General features: G+C 63.9%; 19 protein-coding genes and 1 tRNA gene. 12 read left to right on the top strand and 8 right to left on the bottom strand.

Translation table 11 applies throughout. The annotated features are described in order from the left end of the window. Positions 1-289 precede the first annotated feature (289 nt). Entirely contained in the window at positions 290-2,158 is a 1,869-nt protein-coding gene (locus tag ACSBOB_RS27250; protein WP_442579174.1) for a capsular polysaccharide biosynthesis protein, read from the top strand. A gap of 45 nt (positions 2,159-2,203) precedes the next feature. Here the strand turns inward: ACSBOB_RS27250 and ACSBOB_RS27255 are convergent, their stop codons facing one another. Then, positions 2,204-2,860: an ABC transporter ATP-binding protein gene (locus tag ACSBOB_RS27255; RefSeq protein WP_442579175.1), complete on the bottom strand. Its 657-nt coding sequence runs from the start codon at positions 2,858-2,860 to the stop codon at positions 2,204-2,206. Positions 2,861-2,953: 93 nt separating this feature from the next. Then, entirely contained in the window at positions 2,954-4,951 is a 1,998-nt protein-coding gene (locus tag ACSBOB_RS27260) for a hypothetical protein (RefSeq protein WP_442579176.1), read from the bottom strand. A gap of 1,217 nt (positions 4,952-6,168) precedes the next feature. Between ACSBOB_RS27260 and ACSBOB_RS27265 the strand changes: the two genes are divergently transcribed. The 8 genes from ACSBOB_RS27265 to ACSBOB_RS27300 all read left to right on the top strand — a co-directional run bounded on the left by ACSBOB_RS27265 (position 6,169) and on the right by ACSBOB_RS27300 (position 18,574). Continuing rightward, the gene (locus ACSBOB_RS27265; protein ID WP_442579177.1) at positions 6,169-7,143 is read left to right on the top strand and encodes an ABC transporter substrate-binding protein; all 975 of its coding nucleotides are present in this window, start codon (positions 6,169-6,171) and stop codon (positions 7,141-7,143) included. Between the two features lie 117 nt (positions 7,144-7,260). Continuing rightward, positions 7,261-8,280: a quaternary amine ABC transporter ATP-binding protein gene (locus ACSBOB_RS27270; RefSeq protein ID WP_442579178.1), complete on the top strand. Its 1,020-nt coding sequence runs from the start codon at positions 7,261-7,263 to the stop codon at positions 8,278-8,280. Positions 8,281-8,560: 280 nt separating this feature from the next. Further along, a complete protein-coding gene (locus ACSBOB_RS27275) occupies positions 8,561-10,522 on the top strand; it encodes an ABC transporter permease (protein WP_442583845.1) in 1,962 nt (653 codons plus the stop codon). Between the two features lie 53 nt (positions 10,523-10,575). Continuing rightward, positions 10,576-13,029, top strand: coding sequence for a GcvT family protein (locus ACSBOB_RS27280; protein WP_442579179.1), 2,454 nt, complete (start codon positions 10,576-10,578; stop codon positions 13,027-13,029). 51 nt (positions 13,030-13,080) lie between these two features. After that, the gene (locus ACSBOB_RS27285; protein WP_442579180.1) at positions 13,081-15,498 is read left to right on the top strand and encodes a GcvT family protein; all 2,418 of its coding nucleotides are present in this window, start codon (positions 13,081-13,083) and stop codon (positions 15,496-15,498) included. Further along, complete coding sequence (locus tag ACSBOB_RS27290) at positions 15,495-16,400, top strand: phosphotransferase (RefSeq protein WP_442579181.1); 906 nt, start codon at positions 15,495-15,497, stop codon at positions 16,398-16,400. The genes ACSBOB_RS27285 and ACSBOB_RS27290 overlap by 4 nt, the downstream gene beginning before the upstream one ends. A gap of 95 nt (positions 16,401-16,495) precedes the next feature. Next, positions 16,496-17,482, top strand: a complete 987-nt coding sequence (gene galE / locus ACSBOB_RS27295; protein ID WP_442579182.1) for a UDP-glucose 4-epimerase GalE — start codon at positions 16,496-16,498, stop codon at positions 17,480-17,482. 81 nt (positions 17,483-17,563) lie between these two features. After that, positions 17,564-18,574 carry an NAD-dependent epimerase gene (locus ACSBOB_RS27300; RefSeq protein ID WP_442579183.1) on the top strand — a complete coding sequence of 337 codons (1,011 nt, stop codon included), beginning with the start codon at positions 17,564-17,566 and terminating at the stop codon, positions 18,572-18,574. Positions 18,575-18,647: 73 nt separating this feature from the next. On the opposite strand, the gene mscL is transcribed toward ACSBOB_RS27300, so the two are convergent. The 3 genes from mscL to ACSBOB_RS27315 all read right to left on the bottom strand — a co-directional run bounded on the left by mscL (position 18,648) and on the right by ACSBOB_RS27315 (position 20,194). After that, the gene (gene mscL / locus ACSBOB_RS27305) at positions 18,648-19,067 is read right to left on the bottom strand and encodes a large conductance mechanosensitive channel protein MscL (protein ID WP_442579184.1); all 420 of its coding nucleotides are present in this window, start codon (positions 19,065-19,067) and stop codon (positions 18,648-18,650) included. A gap of 184 nt (positions 19,068-19,251) precedes the next feature. Continuing rightward, the gene (locus ACSBOB_RS27310; protein ID WP_442579185.1) at positions 19,252-20,037 is read right to left on the bottom strand and encodes an ion transporter; all 786 of its coding nucleotides are present in this window, start codon (positions 20,035-20,037) and stop codon (positions 19,252-19,254) included. An 83-nt stretch (positions 20,038-20,120) separates the two neighbouring features. Then, positions 20,121-20,194: transfer RNA gene (locus tag ACSBOB_RS27315), tRNA-Gly, on the bottom strand. Positions 20,195-20,319: 125 nt separating this feature from the next. On the opposite strand from ACSBOB_RS27315, the gene ACSBOB_RS27320 reads away from it, so the two are divergent. After that, positions 20,320-20,583, top strand: coding sequence for a DUF6460 domain-containing protein (locus ACSBOB_RS27320; protein ID WP_442579186.1), 264 nt, complete (start codon positions 20,320-20,322; stop codon positions 20,581-20,583). Positions 20,584-20,827: 244 nt separating this feature from the next. On the opposite strand, the gene ACSBOB_RS27325 is transcribed toward ACSBOB_RS27320, so the two are convergent. The 3 genes from ACSBOB_RS27325 to ACSBOB_RS27335 form a co-directional block, all read right to left on the bottom strand. Further along, the gene (locus ACSBOB_RS27325) at positions 20,828-21,118 is read right to left on the bottom strand and encodes a glycine zipper 2TM domain-containing protein (RefSeq protein WP_442579187.1); all 291 of its coding nucleotides are present in this window, start codon (positions 21,116-21,118) and stop codon (positions 20,828-20,830) included. Between the two features lie 323 nt (positions 21,119-21,441). Beyond that, positions 21,442-22,533 (bottom strand): quinone-dependent dihydroorotate dehydrogenase, encoded by a 1,092-nt coding sequence (locus ACSBOB_RS27330; RefSeq protein ID WP_442579188.1) that lies wholly within the window; start codon positions 22,531-22,533, stop codon positions 21,442-21,444. Then, entirely contained in the window at positions 22,530-22,874 is a 345-nt protein-coding gene (locus ACSBOB_RS27335) for a DUF952 domain-containing protein (RefSeq protein ID WP_442583846.1), read from the bottom strand. Before ACSBOB_RS27335 ends, ACSBOB_RS27330 begins: the two co-directional genes overlap by 4 nt. A gap of 110 nt (positions 22,875-22,984) precedes the next feature. Here ACSBOB_RS27335 and ACSBOB_RS27340 point away from each other — a divergent pair, with 110 nt between their 5' ends. Then, positions 22,985-23,419 carry a hypothetical protein gene (locus ACSBOB_RS27340; RefSeq protein WP_442579189.1) on the top strand — a complete coding sequence of 145 codons (435 nt, stop codon included), beginning with the start codon at positions 22,985-22,987 and terminating at the stop codon, positions 23,417-23,419. Positions 23,420-23,571: 152 nt separating this feature from the next. After that, positions 23,572-24,231 (top strand): response regulator, encoded by a 660-nt coding sequence (locus ACSBOB_RS27345; RefSeq protein ID WP_442579190.1) that lies wholly within the window; start codon positions 23,572-23,574, stop codon positions 24,229-24,231. Positions 24,232-24,285: the final 54 nt, after the last annotated feature.

The following is a 24,285-nucleotide window of genomic DNA, read 5'->3' on the forward strand; positions in this document are numbered from 1 at the left end:
AGATTTGGGTCGAGGCGCGAACTCCCAGACCCTTGGATTGCCTGGTTCGGGGACCGAGTTCACTCATGCCGAACAGACGCCGTCCGATAATTCCTCGCCGGGACAGCCCGGGACGGAAAGCGGTCGTCCAAGGATCGGGCTCGCCTCGCGCCGCCTGACCCGGCTTGCCAGGATCTCGGAGTTCCTGCACGCCGATGTCTTCCACCTCAAACGTTTCAGCACGCCGCTCTGGCGCAGGAACGTCGAGACTTGCGACCAGATCGCAGGATGGGGCAGGAAGCCGACATCCTTGAAAGCGCAACGGACCGCGGCCGCGGCCGGCCTGCCGTTCGTCTGCCTGGAAGACGGCTTCCTGCGCTCCATGGGTTCGGGCAGCAAGGATCCTCCGCTGTCCGTCGTCGTCGACGATACTGGCATCCACTTCGACGCAACCGGCCCTTCGGCGTTGGAGCGGCTGATTGCCGTACCGCTCTCCGAAGGACAGGCGGAACGGGCGCGGCGGCTGATGACAGCCTGGCAGGAGGGGCGCGTCTCCAAATACAACAGCGCGCGCGACTATTCCGGCGTGCTGCCGGAGCGGTTCGTGCTAGTAGTCGACCAGACCTACAAGGATGATTCCATCCGCTACGGGCTTGCCGATGTCGCCAGCTTCCGGCGCATGCTCGATGCTGCCATCCGCGAGAACCCCGGCTGCACGGTTCTGGTGAAGACCCATCCCGACGTCCGCGCCCGCCGCAAGAAGGGCCATTTTGATCTCAACAAGATCGCGCGGCTGCCGCGCGTCGAGGTGTTGTCAGCCGACTGCCATGCCGCCTCGATCCTCGAAAAAGCCGAGGCCGTCTACGTTGTGACCTCGCAGATGGGGTTCGAGGCCCTGATCTGGGGCAAGCCGGTTCGCTGCTTCGGCGTCCCCTTCTATGCCGGGTGGGGGCTTACAACGGATGAGGCGCCCACGCCTGAGCGCCGGCGCGGTGCGAGCATCGAGCAACTGGTCCACGCAACGCTTGTCGCCTATCCGCGCTACATCGATCCGGAAACCGGCAAGCGCTGCGAGGTCGAGACCGTTCTCGACCATATCGCATTGCAGCGCCGGATGCGGTCGCGCTTTCCGCCAATCGTGCAGGCCTTCGGCTTCTCGCTCTGGAAGAGACCGGCGCTGCGCGATTTCATGGCCGGATCGCAGCTTCATTTTCCCAGCCGTGCAGCGTCAATCCCCTCGGGGGCGACGGTCGCCATATGGGGCAACGTTCCCAACGAACCCTTGCCGCAGGGCGCCAGCATCATCCGCGTCGAGGATGGTTTTCTGCGTTCGGTCGGGATCGGCGCGGAGTTGAGGCGGCCACTGTCCTTGGCGCTTGATGCGGAGGGTATCTACTACGATTCCGCCATTCCCTCGACACTGGAGAAAATCCTCGCCGCCGCGGAGTTTGACGACGGCCTGCTGCAGCGAGCCGCACGGCTGCGCGGGCGGCTCGTCGCCGAACAACTCAGCAAATACAATCTGCGCGCGGAACCTTGGCCCAGGCCGGACACACAGCAACGTGTGGTCCTCGTGCCGGGCCAGGTCGAAAGCGACGCCTCGATCCGTTTCGGCGCGCCCGGCATCCGGCGCAACATCGATCTGCTGCGCGCCGTACGCGAGGCGCTGCCCGACGCCCATATCGTCTACAAGCCGCATCCGGATGTGGTGGCCGGCCTTCGCTCTCCCGGAACGGACGAGGCGCGCGCCGTGGAGATCTGCGACGACCTGGTGACCGACGCTTCGATCGTGCAGATGCTATCGAATGTCGACGAGGTCCATGTGCTGACCTCGCTCACCGGCTTCGAGGCAATCATCCGCGGCAAGGACGTGACGTGCTACGGCCAGCCCTTCTATTCCGGCTGGGGACTGACGCGCGACATGCTGGAACTGCCCAGGCGCATCCGACGCCTTACGCTCAATGAACTCGTGGCCGGCAGCCTGATCCTGTACCCGAGCTATGTCAGCCGCAAGACCGGCCGGTTCATCACGCCGGAACAGGCGGTGGACGACCTGCTGGCTTGGCGGGAGGGAGGCGACGCGGCCGAGACATCGGCAGGCAAGGCCTGGCGCTTCTCCGCCCGCGTCGAGAGATTCTTCAAAAACGTCGCCACGGGCATTCCTTACGTTGGGCGATAGGCCCATCGCAAGGAGAGCATGAGCCTGCGAGCTGCAGGCCCGACCTCAAGCGGAACTGGACGACTCGTAATATTTGATCGCCTTGGTGAGGCTCGAGAACTCCAGCAGCCGACCGCCTTCGACCACGATTCCGTGCTGGCAGAATTCCTTCATGATCGAACTGCTGTGCGAGACCAGCAGTACCGTCGAATTCTGCAGCCTTTCCGACAGGACAAGCTTGCTCTTGCGTTTGAACGATGGGTCGCCGACCGCGATCACTTCGTCGATAAGGTAATAATCGAACTGGATCGACATCGAGATGCCGAAAGCCAACCGTGCTTTCATGCCGCTCGAATAGGTCTTGACCGGCTGCTTCATGTAGCTCCCGATCTCGGCGAAATCCTCGACGAAATCCAGCAGATCGGAATAGTTACGGCCATATATGCGTGCGACGAAAGCGAGGTTTTCGCGACCGGTCAGCGACGCATGCAGTCCACCGTTGAAGCCGAGCGGCCACGAGACGCGCGCCGACCGTTCGACTGTCCCGGAATCGGGCATTTCGGCCCCCGAGAGAAGCCTCATGAGGGTCGACTTGCCGGCCCCGTTGCTGCCCATGATGGCTATGTTCCTGCCAGGAGCAAAGTCGGCAGTGATACCCTTGATTACGGTCTTGCGTCCCGCCCACGTAGGATAGGATTTTGTGACGTTGTTCAATCGAATCATGTTTTCAACAAGCCGGTTCCATCGATGTGCGCGCCGCGCCGGAACGAAAGTGCCGTCGATATCGCAATATCCGCGATCAAGATCATTCCGCGATCAAATCGTGTGATCGCGGATGGCCTGGGCGATGAGATAACCGATAAGCCACACCACGCACAGCGCGAAGAAGGCAACCATCGTGTTGATCATACGCAACGGATGCAGGGCGATCTCGGGAACGTTCGGTTCGACGGCGATCGCGAAATAGCGGTCCTGCCGGCGCGCTTCGGCCTGCGACGTCTCCAGGGAAGACAGCGCTGTCGTATAGGCCTTTTCCGCAAACTCCTGTTCCAGTGCGAGCGCGTTGTACTCCGTCAGCTTCGTGGTCAAGGTGCGATCGCCACCGGTTGTGGCGACACCGCCGGATCCGATCACACGGCGCTTCGTCTCCAATTGGGTCGTGAGCGCTGCGATCTGGCGATCAAGGACCCTGACCGAAGGCGAATCCGTCGTGACGGTCGACAGCAAAGCTGCGCGGCGCGAATTGGCCTCGATGATCTGCTGTTCCAGCCCCTGGATGAGGGCGAGTTCGAGCCCCGCCTGGGCGGTAGGATCGGTGATCTGCGTCGTATCGCGAAACAGCGCCACGGACTGCCGGGCGGCGACGAGCCGATCCTCGGTTCGAGTCACTTCGCTCTGGGCGTTCGAGATCAGTTGAAGCCGCGCCTTCGTCGACAGGTCGTTGACAAGTTCGTTGGACACCTTCAGGACCGCGTCGGCTATCGCCGCGGCATCCTGGCCATTGAAGGCCGTCACCTCGAATGTGGTGATCGACGTCGTCGAATTGTAGCTCGCGTCGATCATCCAGCGCCAATAGCCGATGAATTTCTCAAGCGGCATGTTGGGATCGATGCGATAGGCGAAGTCGATGTCGGGCTTCGCAAAGAACTGGCGCACATCGATCCCCAGCTTCTGCTGCATGTCGAGCAGAATCTGCGTCGAATGGATATAGTCGATGACGATGTAGGCGTCGCCCGCCTGTTCGGTGGCACCCGGTATCGCATTCAGCCCAAGGTTCTCAAGCGTCGAGCGTTCGGTGCCGCGCACGGCGAAGCGCATCTCCGAGCGGTACTGGTCGGAGGAGATGAAAAGATAATAGAGCCCGATCAGGAAGACCGGCACCAACACAACAGCGATGAAAGAAAGCTGCGCCCCGCTGACTTTTTTACGAAGGCGCACCAGCAGTCCGAGAGGACTTGCTTCTTCCAAAGTAGGCACAAGCGGGGGGATGACCGGCGTCGGCAACACGGGTTCCGGAGCCTTGGCGACGGCCGGCGCGGGAGCCTTGGCCACAGCCGGCGCAGGGGCGGCCTTGGCCACAGCCGGCGCAGGGGCCTTGGCGACGACAGGCGCAGGAGCCTTGGCCACAGCCGGCGCGGGAACCTTGGCGACAGCCGGCGCGGGAACCTTGGCGACAGACGGCGTGGTCGAAGCCGATCTTATTGGGATTACAGCGGCCGACCGGACCGGAGCCGACGGAGCATTAGCTTCGATAGGCGTCGCCGGCTTGGCGACGATGCTAGGCGCTACCACCGCAGGCTTTGCAGCCAAGATTTCCTTCAACGCGATTTTGGCCCGTTTCCAAGTGACGTCAGCTTTCCTGACAGCTAGTTCCGCACGTTTGACTGATTTGGGATCAGAATTTCCAGCGGCAGCTTTGATTTGCCTGGCGTCTTCCTGCGCCTTCTTCAATGCCGTCTCGGTTTCCTTCACCACACTCTCGGCCTTTGCTTCGGCCGAGAGATCGAACACGCCTTCAAACGTTGGTGGTATCGTAGAGACGCTTGCCGTTTCGTTGCTCGGTGCCGAAACGGCAGGCTTCGCAGTGGTGAGCGGCAATGGAGTCGATAGCCGTTCCGCCGTTGCTGGTCGCACGTGCGCAGTTGCTTGCGTTGCGGGCACCCGAGCGGCAACCCTTGCTGCGGCGACCTCAGCAGCGATGCTTGCCAATCGCGAAAGCCCCGCAGCAGTTCGCGATGTGTCGGAGGCGGCCGGAAATGATGTAGGCGACCTCAATTGGGACTCGCGCCTGTCGATCGCTTTGGCTTCGTCCATGGTAGTCTCCACGACTGGCTTTGTCGGCATCAGGGCCGGCCTGTCGACCGCTGTCGGATGTGCAAGAGGTGCCGTGACGTTCCCCGATTGAGCGATCCTGGCGATAGGATGGGACTGCGACTGCACCGACATCGCCCCGGGGGGCAATTTGTCCCCGGGAAGTGGCGATTTCGTGACCGCATAATCTGGCAGCGGTAGTATCGGCGCAGACCTGTCAGCCGTCGGACGGAACATGTCGTTCGTGCGTCGAACTGCTTCGACCGAACCGAGAACGTTCGCGGAAGTTCCGGATCGTGGCCCCGCTGGGCCGCCTGCTGGCGTCGGCATCGGACTCCGGGCGACGGTCGGTATAACCGGTCTCGGCGACAATGGACCAAGTCCAGGCCCCTGCACAGGGACGCCTTGTGGCGCTTGCGGCCGGTCGGCGGCCGGCGGAATTTGCGCTGTCGTCTGCGTCCCGACGGGACGCGACAGGGGCGATGCCGGCGCTGCTGAAGTATCTATCCGCCTCGCAGTGGCGGGAATTGCGGACGATAGCCCGGCAAAAAGCTCCGACACCGGCTTCGGCGGGACAAGCTGAGAAGCGGGAGAAACCGGACCAGCGCCGGCTGACTCAACCGTCCCCAAGCGCTGACCCACATCGACAGCCGGCGTACGGGGCTGCGCGAAGGCTTCTCCGAAATCCGGATCGAGCCGCAACGCTTCAACAATCGCATTGATGGTGTCGTTCTCGTTCACGCGCCCACCCGCTCTTTGGACTTCAGATATATATTGCCGTTCGCATGGCAGCCAATGACTACCAAATTTGTCTAAATCCCGGCAATTAAAGCACAGAAACGCATCGCCCGCTACTTCGGCGGGCAACACCGCAAATCGCTCAATCGATATATACCCCGAAACGCTAACGGAATCATCCCCACCGCGGGGGTCAGCATGCAAGCCCATCTCGCGGACAACGAATGCATCACAACTCCTGACGGAGGGCCGGTTCAAAACGCACCATCCAATTGACCGCATCAATTGGATTTCCGTGGCAGTCTTCTGAACAACCCAAAATCCTTCGGTCAAAATGGCAGAAAAAGCCACAGTGTTTTATTGACAATCTGCCCGTGCCTGACTGAAAGTGCCCGTACCGACGGCGGCAGCTTCTTGCCATGGGCGACGTGGCTTGGAACTCGCGGTTCAAGAAAATAATGAGGGTGAACAGGAGACTCGACATGTTTCACGACAGGCGCGTGACCGCATCCGTTGCGAAAGCGCTGGCGCTTTCCGCGGCACTTCTTCTTTCAATGTCCGGCGCCTCCAGCGCGCAGGAATCAGCCGACCCCATAAAACTGACGCTGCATGACTGGACCGGGCAGTTGATCACCACCCAGATCATGGGCGAAGTGCTCAAGAAGGCGGGCTACAGCGTCGAATACGTGCAGGCGGACTATCTGGCGCAGTTCGCGGGGCTGGAGACGGGCGACCTTCATGTCGCCATGGAAATGTGGGAAACCACGGGCCGCGACGCCATGGATGCTTCCACTGCCACCGGCAAGACCGAGGTGTTCGGCCCAACCGGCATGCAGGCCAAGGAAGAATGGTGGTTTCCCGAATACATGAAGGAAAAGTGCCCAGGGCTGCCCAACTGGGAAGCGCTGAAGGACGAGAAATGCGCCGAAGCCTTCTCGACAGCCGAGACCGCGCCAAAAGGTCGCTATCTCGGCGGGCCGGTGACCTGGGGCGGGTTCGACGACGAGCGCGTCGAGGCGCTCGGCCTGCCCTTCGAGGTGGTGCATGCCGGCACCGACGCCGCGCTTTTCGCCGAACTGGAATCGGCCTACCAGCGGCAGGCGCCGATCCTGCTGTGGATCTACGCGCCGCACTGGGCGCCCGCCAAATACAAGGGCGAATGGGTAGCTTTCCCGGAATACACCAAGGAGTGCTACTCGGACCCGAAATGGGGTTCCAACCCGGACGCCGCCTATGATTGCGGCAAGCCGCATGGCGAGATCTGGAAGGTCGGCTGGGCCGGCGTGAAGGACAAGTGGCCGGGCGCCTACAAGGCGATCAAGGCGTTTTCGCTCAACAATGACGAGATGGGCCAGATGATCACCAAGGTCGATCTCGACGGCAAGAAGGTCGACGAGGTGGTGACCGAGTGGATCGGCCAGAACGAACCCCGCTGGTCGGAATGGATCAAGAAATAGGCGATCCATCCATCCGGACCCGATGATGCCCTGAGTGCGGACGGCTTTCCGGAGGGCCGCTCGCGGGGCTGGTGTTATCCTCCTCCCTGTACGGGCGGACGGAACAGAGGCAGCCGTGTGACGTCCCCGCAACCAAAACTCGTCTGCCGCAACGTCTGGAAGCTGTTCGGCTCCGGCGCGGCAGCGTTTTTCGCCAGCGGCCGACAGAGCGCGTCGCCGGAAGAGGTAGCGGCTGCGCGTCTGTTCGCGGCGGTGCGCGCCGTTGACCTCGCGGTCCATGAGGGCGAAATCTTCGTGATCATGGGACTATCCGGTTCGGGCAAATCGACGCTGGTGCGCTGCCTGTCGCGGCTGGTCGAGCCGACGGCGGGCGAAATCCTGTTCAACGGCGAGAACCTGCTCGCCGCCAGCGACAAACGCATGGTCGAAATCCGCCGCCACCAGATGGGCATGGTGTTCCAGAACTTTGCCCTGCTGCCGCATCTCACCGTGCTCGCCAACGTCGCCTTCCCGCTGGAAGTCCAGGGAATGGAGCGGACGGCACGGGAGACGCGGGCGAAAAAGATGGTCGAACTGGTCGGGCTTTCCGGCAAGGAGGCGTTTTTCCCGCGCGAGCTTTCCGGCGGCCAGCAGCAGCGCGTCGGCATTGCCCGCTCGCTCGCCGTCGAGCCGGAACTATGGTTCCTCGACGAGCCGTTTTCCGCCCTCGACCCGCTGATCCGCCGCGAGATGCAGGACGAGTTCATGCGCCTGCAATCGGTGCTGAAGAAGACCATCGTGTTCATCACCCACGATTTCGACGAGGCGATCCGGCTCGCCGACCGCATCGCCATCATGAAGGACGGGGCGATCGTCCAGGCCGGCACGCCGGAGGACCTCGTGCTGAGCCCGGCGACGCCCTACGTCGCCGAGTTCACCCGCAACGTGCCACGAGCCAAGGTCGTCAAGGTGGGCTCGGTGATGAAGCCGGCGCCAGCGGGCTTGAACGGCGCAGCCGTCCCCGCCCGCGCCACGGTTGCGGAGGCGGCGCCGCGTTTCGGCGCCGGCATCGATCTGCTACGCGTCGAGGACGGCGAGGGCCGCACCGCCGGCGCGCTGCACCGCGCCGATGTCATCGACATCATGATGCGGGGGTGAGGATGTTTGCGTTCCTTCGCACCCCCCTCTGTCCTGCCGGACATCTCCCCCGCAAGGGGGGAGATTGGCAGCTTCAACCTCACCTCTCCTCCTGCAACGTTGGTGATTGGCGAAACCAGAGCGGCCGGCCAATCTCCCCCCTTGCGGGGGAGATGTCCGGCAGGACAGAGGGGGGTGGGACAGAGCGCCTCCGATCTTTACGAAAATCAGACGGAGCGCTGCCATGAGCGCGCCCGGCATCGATACCGCTCCCATCGCCCCGCCGCGCATCGATGGCGGCATGCCATCCCTTCCGTGGCTCATCGCACTCGCTGTTTTCATCGCCTTCTGGCAATGGGGCGAACCCCTTGCGAAATGGGCCTTCGACTATCCGAAGGCTTGGCAAATTCCGGCGCAGCGCTGGATCGGCGCAGCCATGAAATGGCTGGTGAACGACGCCAGCTTCGGCCTTTTCAACTTCACCGACCTGACCCGCTTCGTTGCCACGATCATCGACCTGCCCTATCGCCTGGCGCTCAGCCTGCTGGCCACCGGTTTTCTCTCCGGCCAGGGCTCCAGCGCAATCCAGATCGTGCCGCCGCTGTCGTGGATCGCCGTGGTCGGCATCGTCGCCATGATGGGATTTTATGCCGGCGGGCGAAGGCTGGCGCTGCTTGCCGGCGGCTGTTTTTTGTTCCTCGCTATGTTCGGCCAATGGACCAGCGCCATGGTGACGCTGGCGTCCATCCTGGTCGCCGTGCCGATCGGCGTCGTGGGCGGGCTGGCGCTGGGTCTGGCCGCCTATCGCTGGCCGCGTTTCGAGGTGGCGCTCACACCGGTTCTCGACCTGATGCAGACGATCCCGGTCTTCGCCTATCTCGTGCCGATCCTGTTCCTGTTCGGCTTCGGGCCGACCGCGGCGATCGTCGCGACGCTGATCTACGCCATGCCGCCGATGACCCGCATCACCATCCTGGCGCTGCGCTCGATCCCGTCGGAAATCCACGACCTCGGCCGCATGATCGGCTGCACGCGAAGGCAGATGACCTGGCGGGTGCTGGTTCCCTCGGCCAAGGACAGCCTGATGGTCGGCGTCAACCAGGTGATCATGCTGTCGCTCAATATGGTCATCATCGCCTCGATGATCGGCGCCGGCGGGCTGGGTTTCGACGTACTGGCGGCACTGCGCCGCCTCGACATCGGCGCCGGTCTCGAAGCCGGTCTGGCGATCGTCGCGCTCGCGGTGGCGCTCGACCGGCTGAGCCAGGCTTTTGCCGCCAAAGCCGGCACGGCGGCCCATGCCGAGCGTCCGGCGGGCATCGTGGCGCGTGCGCCCTACACGGCCGGCGCGCTGGCACTGGTGGCCGCGACCTTCATCATCGGGCTGGCGCTGCCCGCCGTGCAGACCTATCCGGAGGCACTGCAAATATCGACCGGCACGTTCTTCTCGCGCGTCGTCGGATGGATAAACGTCAACTTCTTCGACGCCTTCGAGGCGCTGAAGAACGCTGTTCTGCTCAATATCCTCGTGCCGTTCAAGCGGCTGCTGGCCGGCCTGCCCTGGCTCGGCGTGGTCGGGATGCTGGCCTTCGCCGGCTGGCGGCTCGGCGGCACACGTCTCGCCGCGCTGGTGGGCGTGCTTGCCTTCCTGATCGCCGCCACCGGCCAATGGGAAAAGGCGATGGTCACCGTCTATCTCTGCGGCATCTCGGTGGTGATCGCATCACTGATCGGCGTCCCCATCGCCATCCTCGTCGCCGAGCGTGAGAAACTGTGGCGGTGGGTGCAGGCGATCATCGACACGCTGCAGACGCTGCCGTCCTTCGTCTACCTGATGCCGGCGGTGATGCTGTTCCGCGTCGGCGATTTTACCGCCATGATCGCGATCGTCGCCTATGCCATCGCGCCTGCCATCCGCTACACCGTGCTCGGCCTGCAGAAGGTTGATCCGCGCGTCATCGAGGCCGGCCGCGCCATGGGCTGCACGCCCTGGCAGCTTCTCACCAAGATACGGCTGAGGCTGGCGCTGCCGGAAATCATGCTCGGCCTCAACCAGACGATCATGTTCGCGCTGTCGATGCTGGTGATCACCGCGCTGGTCGGCACGCGCGACCTCGGCCAGGAAGTCTATATCGCGCTGACCAAGGCGGACACCGGACGCGGTCTGGTTGCGGGACTGGCGGTCGCCTTCATCGCCATCATAGCCGACCGGCTGATCGCTGCGGGTGCCGCGCGGACACGCACGCGACTCGGGCTCGGCTGAGGCGCAAAACCTATGACCGAAAACAAAAAGATTCCGAACGGGATGAAACATCTATGACTTTCCCAACACACGCCCAGATCGTCGTCATCGGCGGGGGCATCATCGGCTGCTCGACGGCCTATCACCTCGCCCGCGACCACAAGGCCGATGTCGTGCTGCTGGAACAGGGCAAGCTGACCTCCGGCTCGACATGGCATGCCGCCGGACTGGTGGGCCAGTTGCGCTCGTCCGCCTCGATCACCCGCGTGCTGAAATATTCGGTCGACCTCTACAAGACCCTCAAGGGCGAGACCGGGCTGGAAACCGGCTGGAAGATGACCGGCTGCCTGCGGCTCGCCACCAACCAGGACCGGTGGACCGAATTTCGCCGACTCGCCACCACGGCGAAAAGCTTCGGCATGGACATGCACCTACTGGACGCGGCCGAGGTCAAGAGGATGTGGCCGCTGATGGAAACCTCCGACTTGGTCGGCGCCTCATGGCTGCCTACCGACGGGCAGGCCAGCCCTTCCGACATCACGCAGTCTCTGGCGAAGGGCGCGCGTATGCACGGCGCAAAACTGTTCGAGGAGGTGCGCGTCACCGGCTTCGACATGACCGACGGCCGCATCACTACGGTCAAGACCACGAAGGGCGACATTGCCTGCGAGAAAGTGGTGAACTGCGCCGGCCAGTGGGCGCGGCAGGTCGGCGCCATGGCCGGCATCGACGTGCCACTCCAGCCCGTAAAACACCAGTACATCATCACCGAGAAGATCGACGGGCTTGCCGCCGACGCGCCGACGATCCGCGACCCCGACCGCCGCACCTATTTCAAGGAGGAGGTCGGCGGCCTCGTCATGGGCGGCTATGAACCGAATCCGCAGGCGTGGGACACAGGGCTTGCCGGCGGCGACGTGCCGAACGATTGGGAATTCCGGCTGTTCGACGACGATTTCGACCATTTCGAGCAGCATATGACTCAGGCCATCGCGCGCGTGCCTGCGCTGGAGCGCGTCGGCGTCAAGCAGATGATCAATGGGCCGGAAAGCTTTACCCCGGACGGCAATTTTATCCTCGGCTCCGCGCCGGAGTGCGCCAACATGTTCGTCGGCGCCGGCTTCAACGCCTTCGGCATCGCGTCCGGCGGCGGCGCCGGCTGGGTGCTGGCGCAATGGGTTGTCGACGGCGAGGCGCCGCTGGATCTATGGGTCGTCGATATCAGGCGTTTTTCCGGCCTGCACCGCGACCGGCAGTGGGTGCGCGACCGCACGCTCGAAGCCTACGGAAAACACTACACGATCGGTTTCCCGCACGAGGAATATCTGTCCGGCCGCCCGGCTATCGTCTCGCCGCTCTACGACAGGCTCAACGCGCATGGCGCGGTTTTCGGGTCGAAACTCGGCTGGGAGCGGCCAAACTGGTTCGCGCCCCAGGGCACCAAAGCCAGGGATATCTACTCCATGGGCCGGCAGAACTGGTTTGCGCCGGTCGGCGACGAGCACCGGCATGTGCGCGAGCATGTCGGCATCTTCGACCAGTCCTCCTTCGCCAAATATGAAGTGAGCGGCCCGGACGCGGCGCGCGCGCTGGACTGGATTTGCGCCAACGACGTCTCGAAGCCGGCCGGGCGGCTGACCTACACGCAGCTTCTCAACACGCGCGGCGGCATCGAGGCCGACCTGACTGTGGCGCGGCTCGCCGACGATCTTTTTTACGTCGTGACTGGAACCGGTTTCCGTACCCACGACCGCGCCTGGATCGCCGACCATATTCCCGAAAATTTCGATGTGTCGATCGAGGACATCACCGAGAAATACGGCACGCTGTCGCTGATGGGGCCGAACGCCCGGAAAGTGCTGGCGGCCGTCACCGACGCCGACGTCTCCAACGCCGCCTTCCCGTTCGGCCATGTCCGCGAGATCGGCATTGCCGGAGCGATGGTGCGGGCGTTGCGCGTCACCTATGTCGGCGAGCTCGGCTGGGAACTGCACATCCCGATCGAGGCTACCGGAAAGGTGTTCGACGCGCTGATGGCGGCGGGCGCGGCGCACGGCATCCGCCCCGTCGGCTACCGCGCGCTGGAATCGCTGCGTCTCGAAAAAGGCTATCGCGCCTGGGGTTCGGATATCACGCCCAATGACACGCCGTTCGAGGCAGGGCTCGGCTGGGCGGTGAAGCTGCGCAAGAACACCGACTTCGTCGGCCGCCGCGCGCTGGAGAAGATCAACGGCGCGCCGCTTAATAAGCGCTTCGCCGGCTTCACCGTCGACGACCCGGACATCGTGCTGGTTGGGCGCGAGACGATCCTGCGCAACGGCGAGCCGGTCGGCTACCTGTCGTCCGGCGGCTACGGCTACACGGTCGGCAAGAACATCGGCTACGGCTATGTGCGCAACGCCGACGGCGTCGACGACGATTTCCTGGGTTCCGGCGATTACGAACTGGTCGTGGCGATGGAAAAAACCCCGGCACATATCCACCTCGAGCCGCTGTACGACCCCAAGGGCGACAAGGTGAAAGGATGAACATCGGCATCGTCTGCGCTTTTCGCAACACACCCATACCAGAGCACCCGCATGCCCTTCCGCGCTGACCGCCACGTCAAAATCCTCATCATTGGCGGCGGGGCGATCGGCACCTCGCTCGCCTACCATCTCGGCCGCGACGGCGCGAAGGACGTGCTACTGGTGGAGAAGGCGCAGCTTACCCACGGCTGTACATGGCACGCCGCCGGCCTCGTCGGCCAGTTGCGCGGCAAACGCAATCTTACGCGCCTGATGCAGAATTCGGTCGCCGTGTTCGACCGGCTGGAGGCCGAGACCGACCAGCATATCGCCTGGAAGAAGGTCGGGTCGCTGCGGCTCGCCGGCAGCCCGGCGCGCTGGAGCGAGATCCGCCGCTCGATGGGCCAGGCGAAAAGCTTTGGCGTCGAATGCCACTCGCTCACCGCCGACGAGGCGGAAAAACATTTCCCCTTCATCGTCAAGGACGGCATCGAAGGCGCCGCCTTCATCCCCGGCGACGGCTATATCGACCCCTATTCGCTGACCATGGCCTATGCCAAGGGCGCCCGGCAAAACGGCGTGCGCATCGAGGAAGGCGTCTGCGTCGAGGAGATCATCGTCGAGGGCCGCCGCGTCGTCGGCGTGTCGACCAACAGCGGCACGATCTCCTGCGACATCCTCGTCAACTGCGCCGGCCTGTGGGCCAAGCGGGTCGGCAAGATGGCCGGTGTGCCGCTGGCGGCCGGCATCGTCGAGCACCAGTATTTCCTGACCGAGAAGAAGCTGACGCTCGATCCCGGCCTGACCACGCTGCGCGACCCCGACCACAATTTTTATCTCAAGCCCGACACCGGCTCCTTCGCCATCGGCGGCTGGGAGGACGGCTCGGTCGGCTTCCATCGCGGCATGCCGCCGCTGGATTTCGGCCGCGAACTGTTTGCGCCCAACATGGAGCGGCTGGAACTGTTCGCCCTGCCCGCCGCAGAGCGCCTGCCGGTGCTCAACGAGATCGGCATCCAGACCGTCATCAACGGGCCGATCCCCGTATCCTACGACGGTGAACCGATCATGGGTCTCGCCCCGGAACTCGACAATTTCTACGTCGCCTGCGGCTTCACGGCCGGCATCGCGGCGTCGGGCGGCGCAGGCCTCGCGCTGTCCAACATGATCCTGCACGGCGACGCCGGCATGGACCTCTGGCCCTTCGACGTCAGGCGCTTCGGCGCCGTCCAGGCGCAGGGCCGCTATCTCGAGGAACGCGCCATCGAGGCCTACGGCGCCTACTACAAGATCCACTGGCCGGCCGAGGAAGCGCATGCCGGGCGTGGCCTGCGCCGCTCGCCGCTGCACGAGACGCTGCGCCGGGCCGGCGCGGTGTTCGGCTCGAAATTCGGCTGGGAGCGGCCGAACTGGTTCGCGCTGCCGGGCCGCGATGCCGTCGAACTCGGCAGCTTCGAGGGCAAGCCTGGCTGGTTCGACGCCGTCGGCGCGGAGGTGCGCGCCATCCGCGAGCGGGCGGCGCTGATCGACCAGACGTCGTTCTCGAAGTTCGAAATCTCCGGCGAGGGCGCGCTGGAGGCCATGCAGCGCATCGCCGCCAATGATCTCGGAGGCGCGCCGGGCAAGGCCGTTTACACGCAGCTCTGCAACGAGCGCGGCGGCATCGAGGCCGACGTCACCATCATCCATATCAGCGACGACCTGCTCTATCTCGTCACCGGCTCCGGTTTCGGCATCCGCGACGGCCATTGGGTCCGCCGGCACCTGCCGCAGGGCATAGGCTTCCGCGAGGTGACCGGCCAATACGCAACGATCAATCTCTGCGGACCACTGTCGCGAAAAATCCTGCAATCGGTCAGCGACGACGACCTTTCCAACGCGGCACATCCGTTCCTGGCGGCGCGCTGGATCGAGGTCGGCAATGCCCGCGCGCTGGCCGTGCGCATCGGTTATGTCGGCGAGCTCGGCTACGAGCTCTACGTGCCGCAGGAATTTGCCTGCCACGTCTACGAGACGCTGCTCGGCGCCAGCGAGCCGTTCGAAGTTTCCAATGTCGGCTATCGCGCAATCGACGCGGCGCGCTTGGAAAAGGGCTATCTCTACTGGTCGGGCGACATCACGCCCGACTACAACCCCTACGAGGCCGGCCTCGGCTTCGCCGTGGTGCTCGACAAGGGCGACTTCATCGGCCGCGCGGCGCTGGCGAAGATCAAGGCCGAGGGCGTCAGGCGAAAGCTCTGCTCCTTCACCATCGACGGTTTCGCGCCGCTGCATGGCGGCGAATCGATCCTGCTCGGCGGCAAGGTGGTCGGCTCGACCTCGTCCACCGGGTATGGCTACACGCTCGGCAAGACCATCGCCTTCGGCTACCTGCCGGCGGAATTTTCCGGCGAAAGCGCGTTCACGATCGAGGCGTTCGGCAAACCCTATGCCGCGACGCGCGGCCCGCGCGTGCTCTATGATCCCAAGATGGAGAGACTGAAGGCATGAGCGACGATCTTTCGCTCGCCCGCGAGGCGCTGCGGTCGATCCCGACGCTTGCCGGCCACGATCGCGAGATCGTCCGGCTGGGCGGCCTCACCAACCTCGTCTTCCGCGCCGGCAATGCCTGTTTGCGCATCCCCGGCAAGGGCACCGAGGAATACATTAACCGAGCCAACGAGGCGGTCGCAGCGCGCGAGGCGGCAAAAGCCGGTGTCAGCCCGGACGTCATCCATTTCGACGAGAAGACCGGCTTGATGGCGACGCGTTTCATCGACGGCGCCGTCACCATGTCGCCGGAAAAGTTCAAGTCACGCGCGGGTGCTCCCGCGCGTGCAGGCGAGGCGTTCCGCAAGCTGCATGCGTCCGGCGCGGTGTTCCCGTTCCGCTTCGAACTGTTTTCGATGATCGACGACTATTTGAAAATCCTGTCGACCAGGGATGTCGCGCTGCCGGACGGCTATCACGACGTGGTGCGCGAGGCGGAGACGGTGCGCGCCGCGCTCGCGGCCCGCCCGCTGCCGCTCGCCGCCTGCCACTGCGATCCGCTCTGCGAGAACTTTCTCGACACGGGAAGCCGTATGTGGATCGTTGACTGGGAATATTCCGGCATGAACGATCCGATGTGGGACCTTGGAGATCTCTCGGTCGAAGGCGGCTTGGACGCGGCACAGGACGAGGAGATGATTGTTGCTTATTTCGGCGGCGTCCCCTCTCCCGCCGAACGCGGCCGCATCGTGATCTACAAGGCGATGTGCGACCTGTTGTGGACGCTGTGGGGCTTGATCCAGCTCGCCAACCGCAACCCCGTCGACGATTTCCGCGCCTACGCCGACGGCCGCTTCGCCCGCTGCAAGGCGCTGATGGGCACGGCGGATTTCGGTCGGCATGTTGCAGCCGTAAGGGGTTGAAAACCATACGCGATCGAGCGGGGCGCCATTTCCGCCCCCGTAAGCAAACATCAATGCCGTCGCGCTAGCCTGTTCCCGAAAACAGGGAATACTTCATGACGGTTCTGGTGACGGGCGGCGCCGGCTATATCGGCAGCCACATGGTCTGGAAACTTCTCGACGAAGGCGAGGACGTCGTCGTCGTCGACCGGCTATCCACCGGTTTCCACTGGGCGATCCCGGCGGAAGCTGAGCTGGTGGTCGGCGACATTGCCGACCAGGACCTTGTCGAAGCCACCATGAAACGCCGCAATGTCGACGCGGTGATCCATTTCGCCGGTTCGGTGGTGGTGCCGGATTCGGTGGCCGATCCGCTCGGCTATTACCTCAACAACACGGTGAAATCGCGCGCGCTGATCGAAAGCGCGGTGCGTGCGGGCGTGCCGCATTTCATCTTTTCCTCGACCGCCGCGGTCTATGGCGGCAATCACGGCGCGGCCGTCGTCGAGGAGGCACCGACGCTGCCTGAATCGCCGTACGGCACATCCAAGCTGATGACCGAACTGATGCTGCGCGATGCCGCTGCCGCGCATCCATTTGTCTACACGGCGCTTCGCTATTTCAACGTCTGCGGCGCCGACCCCAAGGGGCGGACGGGGCAGTCGACGCGCGGCGCAACGCACCTCATCAAGGTCGCCTGCGAGACCGCGACGGGCAAGCGGCCGTTCATGGAAGTTTTTGGCACCGACTATCCGACCCCGGACGGCACCTGCGTGCGCGATTATATCCACGTCTGGGATCTGGCCGAGGCGCATCTGCTGGCCCTGCGGCGGCTGCGTGCCGGGGGGACCAGCCTGATCGCCAATTGCGGCTACGGCACGGGCTATTCCGTCCTGCAGGTGATCGATGCGGTGCGCCGTGTCGTTGGCCACGATTTCGACGTGCGCATCGGCGGGCGCCGCCCCGGCGACGCCGTGTCCATCGTCGCCAATGCGGACCGGGCGCGCAGCGAATTCGGCTGGCGGCCGCAGCTGGCCGACATCGACACGATCGTCACCCACGCGCTGCGCTGGGAAGAAGCGCTGAAAAGACGCAATAGCTGAAACCGTCCCTTTCCGGTATTGGCACGACCTGAACCATCACCGCGGCGCTTTGCGGCGCGACGCTGACAGGAGAACGGCCGCGTGAAAATTCTCGTGACCGGCGCCGCCGGCTTCATCGGCGCCGCCACCGCCGAAGCGTTGCTTGATCGCGGAGACGAAGTCGTCGGCCTCGACAACATCAACAGCTACTACGACGTCTCGCTGAAGCATGCCCGGCTTACACGGCTGGAAGGGCGCAACGGCTTCAGCTTCGTCAAGGCCGACCTCGCCGACCGCTCGGTCGTCGAGGCGGTCTTCTCCGAACACAAGCCGCAGCGCGTTGTCCATCTCGCGGCACAGGCCGGCGTGCGCTACGGCCTCACCAACCCGCACGCCTATGTCGATTCCAACATTGTCGGCTTCCTGAACATACTGGAAGGCTGCCGGCACGGCGGCGTCGAGCATCTGGTCTTCGCCTCGTCGAGTTCGGTCTACGGCGCCAACACCAGCCTGCCCTATCGCGTCGAGGACAATGTCGACCACCCGCTCAGCCTTTATGCCGCCAGCAAGAAGGCGAATGAGCTGATGGCGCATTCCTATGCGCATCTCTACCGCCTGCCGGTCACCGGGCTGCGCTTCTTCACCGTCTACGGGCCGTGGGGCCGTCCCGACATGGCGCCGTTCATGTTCACGAAGAAGATCATCAACGGTGATCCGATCGACGTCTACAATTTCGGGAAGCATGCGCGCGACTTCACCTATATCGACGATATCGTCGAGGGCGTCGTGCGCACTCTGGATACCGTCGCCGCGCCGAACCCGGAATGGAGCGGGGCCGAGCCCGACCCGAGCACGTCGGCGGCGCCCTACCGCATCTACAACATCGGCAACAACGACCCGGTCGAGCTGATGGATTTCATCCGCTGCATCGAGCAGGCGACCGGCCGCAACGCGGTCATGAACATGCTGCCCATGCAGCCCGGCGATGTGCCGCGCACGTTTGCCGATGTCGAGGCGCTGGCGGAGGCGACGGGTTTTCGGCCGCGCACGCCGATCGACGTCGGCATCGGGCGCTTTGTCGACTGGTACAGAAAATTCTACAAGATCGCCTGATTTTACGGCGGCATTAAAAGCCGCGATCAGCCCCAGCCTGTACCGGGGCTGAAGATGGCATTTTGGCCGAAATCTATCTCTTCGCGAGCAGGTCGCGGATTTCGGTCAGAAGCTGCACGTCGGCGGGCGGCGGGGCGGCAGGCGCCGCCGCCTTCTGCTTTTCGAGCTTGCGGCGCATGGTGTTCACGCCCTTCACTATCAGGAAGACGATCCAGGCGAGAATCAGGAAATTGATCACCACGGTGAGGAAGTTGCCGTAGGCGAAGACCGGCCCCTGCTTCTTTGCCTCCTCCAGCGACGTGGCGGTTACCGCATCGGAGAGGGGGTAGAAATAGTTGGAGAAGTCCGCGCTTCCGGCCATGCCGACGATCGGCATGATGATGTCTCCCACCAGCGAGTTGACGATCAGGCCGAACGCACCGCCGATGATCACACCGACGGCAAGGTCCATGACATTGCCCTTGGCGATGAACTCCTGGAATTCCTTGAGCATAACACCCTCCGTGTGAGTGCCGGCTGTCCCGAATCCTGCCGGTGCCTTTCACCATAGCAAAAAAGCGGAGATGCAAAACCCGCAATGCGATGAGACTTCCCGTCCCGGAAAAGAGCCGGCCCTAATGCACGGCGCGCAAAACGCGATGACGCCGAACCAGGCAAGCTGGCGACGGAAACGCCGGCTATCCCCGCTGCCGCCCCAGTTCCCGCACCTCTTCGCGCAACGCCTTGAGTTCGGCGAGGATGGAGTCCTGGTCGGCCTGCAGGGCCTGCCGCTCGGCGGAGACTTCCGCCTCGTGCTCCTCTTCCATCGCCGAGACGATGACGCCGATGAACAGGTTGAGCACGGTGAAGGAGGTGGCGACGATGAACGGGATGAAGAACAGCCAGGCGTAGGGATGGACTTCCATCACAGGCCGCACCACCCCGTCCGACCAGCCTTCCAGCGTCATCACCTGGAACAGCGTGAACAGCGATTCCCCCAGATCACCAAAGAGGTCCGGAAACTGAGCGCCATAGAGTTTTGTCGCCATGACGGCGAAGACGTAGAAGACCAGGCCGAGCAGCAATACGATCGATCCCATGCCGGGAAGCGCGGTGATGAAGCCGGTCACCACGCGCTTCAGCGACGGGACGATGCTGATCAGCCGCAGAACCCGCAGGATGCGCAGCGCGCGGAGCACCGAAAGGCTGCCGGTCGCCGGCAGCAGCGCGACGCCGACGACCACGAGGTCGAAGATGCGCCACGGATCGCGGAAGAAGCTGCCACGATAGACGGCGATGCGGGCCGCCAATTCGAGCACGAAGACAGCGAGGATCACCCTGTCGGCGATGAGAAGCAGGCCGCCATACGCCGCCATGACGCTCGGCGACGTCTCCAGCCCCAGCGTGATCGCATTGAGCAGGATGAGCACGGTGATGGCGAGTTCGAAACGCCTGGATTCGATCAGGTCTTTCAGCGTGTCCACCAAGCGTCCTCGTTGTATGCGGATGTATGCACATCTGCCCATCAAGGCGCGGTGCGTCAAGCGATTCGGGCAAGGCCAACGATTGGAGCGGGTAGCGGGAATCGAACCCGCGCGATCAGCTTGGGAAGCTGACAAGCTACCATTACATCATACCCGCACAACAGCCTCGTTACCATGACCGCACTGGCTTCGGCAATCGTCTTTGGAAGTGCCGATGCGGATGTTCGGCCTTGATGCCGCCGCCGCAAGCGACTATGCGGCGGGAATGCAAGGAGGCGAATCGTGTCCGGCCTGAATAGATTTCTCGGCGATTCGCCGTTGCGCGTGTTCCTGAAGCTGCTCGTCGTCTCGTTCCTCGTCGGCGTCGTCATGAGCGCTTTCGGCTGGTCGCCCTTCGACGTGCTCCAGTGGATCGAGGACACGCTGACGCGCATCTGGAACATGGGCTTCGCCACCGTCGACCGCTTCGTCGGCTATCTCGCCCTCGGCGCGGCAATCGTCATTCCGGCCTTCATCATCCTGCGCCTGCTGAGTTACCGGCGTTAGCCGGACGCGGCGACGATCCGGCCGTTCACGCGCGTTCCGGAGAACACGGGTTCCTGCCGGGGCGTCTCCCGCCATCCTTCACTGCACCTGTATCCGGCAGGCTTGATGCCTGCGGGACCGCCCCGCAGGAAGGCGGCCTGAAGGCTCGACAGGAACCGTAGCTGCCCGGCATCATTGGCACGCGGAGACATCCGGCATCCGGTTCGATCCTCGGATAACGCTCAAGAAAGCCAGCCTGCTATTCCTAGCAGCGAGCCGTGTAGATTGTGCCGTCGGCGCGTCGGAAACGACAATACTCGACACCTTGCGGGGCGGATGCCGTACCAACGACCGCTCCAAGAAGGGCTCCCGCACCAGCCCCGACCACGGTGCTGGCCGTGTTGCGGCCTATGGCTTGTCCGGCCAGCGCTCCCACCCCGGCTCCGACCAAAGCGCCCGTCCCTGCCCGCTGTTCCTGTTCGGTCGCGGCGCAACCGGCAAGGAAGGCGGCAGCCAGGCAGCACATCGTCCCTATCTTCATCACACTCATGGTCATTGCTCCTTCGGTAAGGTGGTTTTCCGCCAAGTCTGTTCCCGTCGCCCTGCGATGCTCGCCCCCCCTGCGCACATCCCGTCCCTGGTGAACTTAAGTCCCCGTGCGAAAGAGTCGTGAGCGCAGAATCCAAAACTTTCTCTCTCCGTCCCGAATTCAAGGGTGGGCACTGACTTTTCCCGACAATTCGACCGGCAAGGACGTGATCCCATCGGAGGCGTGCCGCCATGCTGAGCGTACGGCTGCCGGCTTCACGGATCTAATTCGCGCACGGGACGCGGCGTCTTTGAGCCGGCGCCGGGCTTGCGGATCCGCCGTGCCTTTTGTCAGAGCGGCCGCGCCGCCCAATGATCCGTGCGGGTGTCGCGCAGCGATGCGACGTTCGTTGCCCCCTCCTGCCGAAGCCGCTGGAGCATGTCCCGCAGGATTTTTCCGGGCAGCGAAGGCCCGCTGTAGATCAACCCGGTGTAGAGTTGGACGAGATCGGCGCCGGCCCTGACCTTCTCCAGCGCCGCCTCGGCGGAGTTGACCCCGCCGACGCCCATGATCGCGGTTTCTGGGCCGAGCAGGCGGCGCATCTTCGCAAGCACGATCGTCGAGCGCTCGAACAGGGGTTTTCCGGACAACCCTCCGGTCTCCCCGGCAAGGGCGGCATCGACGAGATTTTCGCGCGACAGCGTCGTGTTGGACACGATCACGCCGTCGATCGGATGCGCAAGCACTTCCGCAGCCACGTCCTCCAGTTCGGCGTCGACCAGATCCGGCGCGATCTTCAGGAAGACGGGCCGTGACCGATGCTCAGGATCGGCGAGCCCTTGCCGCGCGGCGACCACGCGCCCGAGCAATTCGCCGAGTTCCTTGCGCGCCTGCATGTTGCGCAGCCCCGGCGTGTTGGGGGACGAGATGTTGACCGTGAGATAGGATGAGAGCGGGGCAAAACGCCGGATACCGGCCTCGTAATCGGCGATGCGGTCCCTGCTGTCCTTGTTGGCGCCGATGTTGACGCCGACGATGCCCTTCCGTCCGCCGCGGGCTATCAGCCGCGCCGCGCAGGCCTCGTGGCCTTCATTGTTGAAACCAAGCCGGTTGATGACGGCGCTGTCGCGCGTCAGCCGGAAGATGCGCGGTTTCGGATTGCCGGGCTGCGGCAGCGGCGTGACCGAGCCGATTTCGGCAAAGCCGAAACCGAGCGACAGGATCGCGTCGGGAACCTCGCCGTTCTTGTCGTAGCCCGCCGCCATGCCGAGCGGGTTCGGAAAATCCAGCCCCGCCACCCGCACTGCCAGCCTTGCGTCGCGTGGTGCAGGCCGGGCAAGCGGCAGGCCGCATTTCAAGGCCCTGATCGACAGGCCATGCGCGGTCTCCGGGTCAAGCCCGAACAGGAGCTGCCGGCCGGCCTGTTCGAACAATCCCGTCACGCTTCGAGGTCCGGGAAGACATGGCCGCCCGCGCCGAGCGGCAGCGGCTTGACCCAGCGGACCGCCCCGAGATCGAGCGGGGCGTAGAGATGCGGAAACAGGTCGCCGCCGCGCGACACCTCGAATTGCAGCGCGTCGCCGAGTTTCGCGGCGTCGACCGCGACCAGCAGAAGATCGTCCTGTCCCGCAAAATGCCGCCGCGCGGTCTCCGGCGCCTGGGCGGCGGTGGAGAAGTGGATGAAGCCATCGCTCAGGTCGATCGGAGCGCCCGTGAACACGCCCGCCCGTTCGGCGTCTTGCCAAAGAGGCTTCGGGCAGATCTTGTAGACGGTGTCGTGCATCATTGCGCTATAAGCTGAAGCGGCGGCCCCGGAAAGGGACGTGCGGGCGCTTCGCAATTCCGGCACAAACCTGTGACAGGTTTTCCACTGCGAATCTGACGGAGGACGACATGCGCCTGCTCCCCACCATCGCGATACCGTTCGTGATCGCGCTCGTCTCCACAGGGGCACTTGCCGACGAGGATCGCTACGTCCTTGAAAAATCCGACGACGGCTTTGTCCGCATGGACCGCACGACCGGCGAGATGTCGGCCTGCAAGCTGGATGGCATCGCGCTGGTCTGCAAGCTGGCGGCAGACGAGCGCACGGCCTACCAGGACGAGATCGACCGGCTGCAGCAGGACCTGAAATCGCTCGACGAGCGGGTTGCGAAGCTGGAGAATTCGCTGACCTCAAGGCTGGAATCCAGCCTTCCCAGCGAGGAGGAATTCCAGAAGGGCCTTGGCTACATGGAGCGGTTCCTGCGCAGCTTCAGGGACACGGTGCAGGATCTTGACAAGGAACCGACGAACCAGGGCGGCTCGACAGCCCCGGACAAGACCTGACGGGCCGAACATTCGCCATTTCGGACGGGGCAGCCGGCCACAAACGGTGCATCCCGCCCTTTACCGCTTGAAATAGCGGATCACAGCCGCATAATCGCAATGCGCATTCCGCTTCAATCACAAGAATGTTCAGGCGGGGTCGGGAGGGATATTTGCCGGCTGGCTACAGGTTCGTCATCGCGGACGATCATCCGCTGTTTCGCGGCGCGCTGAAGCAGGCGCTTGCGGGTCTGGACGATGTCGCCGAAATTCTCGAGGCCGGCGACTTCGAGACGACGAAGTCGCTTATGAACGGCAATGACGATCTCGACCTGCTGCTTCTCGACCTGTCGATGCCCGGCGCTTCCGGGCTCTCGGGCCTGATCTCGTTGCGCGGCATCCACGCCTCGGTGCCGGTGATCGTCGTTTCGGCGCATGACGATGCCGAAACCATCCGCCGGTCGCTCGAACTCGGCGCGTCCGGCTTCATCTCAAAATCCGCAAGCATGGAGGACATCCGCGCCGCGGTGCGGACCGTGCTCGCCGGCGACATCGCCGCGCCGGTGGGGGTCGACCTCGGCACCGAGCAGGACCCGGAAATTTCCGAGCTCATCAGGAAGCTGCAGTCGCTGACGCCTCAGCAGACGCGCGTGCTGGGCATGCTCGCCGACGGGCTGCTCAACAAGCAGATTGCCTACGAACTCGGCGTTTCGGAGGCCACCATCAAGGCGCATGTCTCGGCGGTGCTGCAAAAACTCGGCGTCGACAACCGCACGCAGGCGGTCATCATGCTGTCACGCATCGGGTCAGACCCGCTGCCGTCGATAAGCTAAGCCCTTACTCAGCCGCGGGCGCCATGTGACGGAAGCGGCTCAGATGGGCGGTGT

The sequence above is a fragment of the Mesorhizobium sp. KACC 23794 genome, from assembly GCF_052180275.1.
Classification (GTDB): domain Bacteria; phylum Pseudomonadota; class Alphaproteobacteria; order Rhizobiales; family Rhizobiaceae; genus Kumtagia.